Consider the following 2,177-nt stretch of genomic DNA (forward strand, 5'->3'; position numbering starts at 1 on the left):
GCCCCGTCCCCACGCGCGTCGCCCGTACAACAGGCATCACCACAACCGGAACAACTGGCGTCACCACAACCGGAACAGCAGGTGACACCGCTACCGGAACAGCAGGTGCCCCCCACACCACAACACGACCTGCCCATGCGGCAGCCGTGGCCGACGGAATCCGGGCCGTCGACAGCGGCATCGACCACGCACTCTCCGCCGCCACCCGGCACACCGGAGGCGTTCTCGTCCTCCCCGGACGGCGCACCCGCCGTTCCCCTGCCCGCCGGAAGGCCGGCGGCCCCCCCGCCTCTCGGCTTCGAGGTCGGTGCGGCGGGCCCCGCGAGCCGGCACACGACGACCGGCGGCCAGGGCGGCACGGACCCGGGCGACACCCCCGTCGGCCGGGTCCTCGAAGCGCCCGGTGCCGCCCTCGTCACCTCGGCGACGCCGGATCTGTGGGCGGCGACGAAAGCGGCCCGCGCCAAACTCGGCCCGGTCCACCTCTTCGACCCGACGCACGCCTGCGACACCCCCGACCGCATCCGCTGGTCGCCGCACCACGGTTGCGCGGACCGTACGACGGCCACCTCCCGGGCGACGGCGCTACTGGCACCGCTACGTTCGCCCCGCCCCATCGACGCGACGACCCACAGCACGGCCGAGACCATGCTGCGCTGCTGGCTGCACGCGGCGGCGCTGGAGAAACGCCCGTTCCGCGAGGTGCACCGCTGGGCGCTGGCGACGGGGGGAACGGCGGACGCCGTACGGATCCTGCGCTCGCACCCCAAGGCGACGGCGGGTGCAGCGGGAGAGCTCGAGGCCGCGCTCGCCGGGCATCCGCAACTGCGCGCCGACGCGGTCGCGTTGATCCGGCGGGCGCTGGCTCCCCTGTCGCAGCTTCACGTGCGCAACGCGTGTTCGGCCGAGCGAGCCGACAGGCTCGCGGTGGAATCGTTCATCGCCGAAGCGGGCACACTGTATGTAGTGGGCGCGGAGCCGGAGGTCCTTCCGCTGCTGAACGCGCTCATCGAGAGCGTGGTCGAGCACGGCCGCCGCATGGCCGCACGGTCATCTGACGGCCGGCTCGACCCACCACTGACGACGGTGCTGGAGCTGGCCGCCACGCCTTCTTCCTGACGCCCGTCACGCGTCGCTCCCCCCCATCGCCCCGGCCGCACCTTTTCGAGCCTCACACCGTCCGCCACATGACGTGCATGCGTCCCCGCGGCCCCACGGACTCCCCACTTCCTTCCGGTACCAGCGCGGAAGACGAGGACCGTCGAAGCCCGAGCGGCCACCACCCAAGCTCCGAGGCGTTCGCCCGCACTCTCCAGGCCGTACGCTCCGGTGGCGGCCCCACCGAGGCGTGGCGGCCCTACCTCCTCACGGCTGTACGCCGTACGGCAGCCGCCTGGTCCGAGACCGCACGCCGCACCGAACTGGCGCCCGACTTCGACCGCTGGCTCTTCGAGCCCCCTGCCGGATCCCACCTCTCCCAAAGCGCGGGAGAGAGTGCCGAGGAACGCATGCTTCGCCAGGAGGACGGCATGCATGCGGCACGGAAGCCGAGCAGGCCTCCCGCCCAGTCCGCCGACGCCCGCACCCGCCTGCGCATCGCCTCGACCGGCCGTTGCATGGACATCGACGACGGCACCATGTCCTTCGCCCAGCAGGGTTCCCGCCTGTACTTCCTCGGACTCGACGCCTGGCACGACGCCGCACCCTGCACGAAGAAGGCGGCGGCCAGCGCCAACCGCCCGCGCGGCAGCCGAACCTGAGCCTGCGTCATGGGCGCAGAGCCTAGAACTCCGCGCTACGCGTGGGTAGGTGTACAACGCAAAAAAGAAAGCCCCGTTGGCGTGTGCCAACGGGGCTTTCTCTTACGTAGAGTTCGGCGGCGTCCTACTCTCCCACACGCTCCCGCATGCAGTACCATCGGCGCTGAAAGGCTTAGCTTCCGGGTTCGGAATGTAACCGGGCGTTTCCCTCACGCTATGACCACCGAAACACTATGAAACACAACCGGCACAACCCCACACAATCGTGGGGGTGCTCGGGTTGTTGTCTCAGAACCCACACAGTGGACGCGAGCCTCTATGGACAAGCCCTCGGCCTATTAGTACCGGTCACCTCCACCCATTACTGGGCTTCCAGATCCGGCCTATCAACCCCGTCATCTCCAGGGAGCCTTACCC

At 70.1% G+C, this 2,177-nt stretch carries 2 protein-coding genes and 2 rRNA genes; 2 read left to right on the forward strand and 2 right to left on the reverse strand.

Going from position 1 to position 2,177, the window contains the following annotated elements:
- The first annotated feature begins 81 nt into the window (after positions 1-81).
- Positions 82-1,119 (forward strand): hypothetical protein, encoded by a 1,038-nt coding sequence (locus AB8Z75_RS34080; protein WP_369208886.1) that lies wholly within the window; start codon positions 82-84, stop codon positions 1,117-1,119.
- A gap of 68 nt (positions 1,120-1,187) precedes the next feature.
- A complete protein-coding gene (locus AB8Z75_RS34085) occupies positions 1,188-1,760 on the forward strand; it encodes a hypothetical protein (RefSeq protein WP_369208888.1) in 573 nt (190 codons plus the stop codon).
- Between the two features lie 111 nt (positions 1,761-1,871).
- Here AB8Z75_RS34085 and rrf read toward each other — a convergent pair.
- A 5S ribosomal RNA gene (gene rrf / locus AB8Z75_RS34090) occupies positions 1,872-1,988 on the reverse strand.
- A 90-nt stretch (positions 1,989-2,078) separates the two neighbouring features.
- Positions 2,079-2,177: ribosomal RNA gene (locus AB8Z75_RS34095) — 23S ribosomal RNA — on the reverse strand; the annotation flags it as partial.

The organism is Streptomyces sp. PU-14G, from assembly GCF_041028275.1.
Lineage (GTDB): Bacteria > Actinomycetota > Actinomycetes > Streptomycetales > Streptomycetaceae > Streptomyces.

Coding starts and splice junctions, on each gene's coding strand:
- AB8Z75_RS34085 (WP_369208888.1), top strand. CDS start 1,188: ATGACGTGCATGCGTCCCCGCGGCCCCACGGACTCCCCACTTCCTTCC.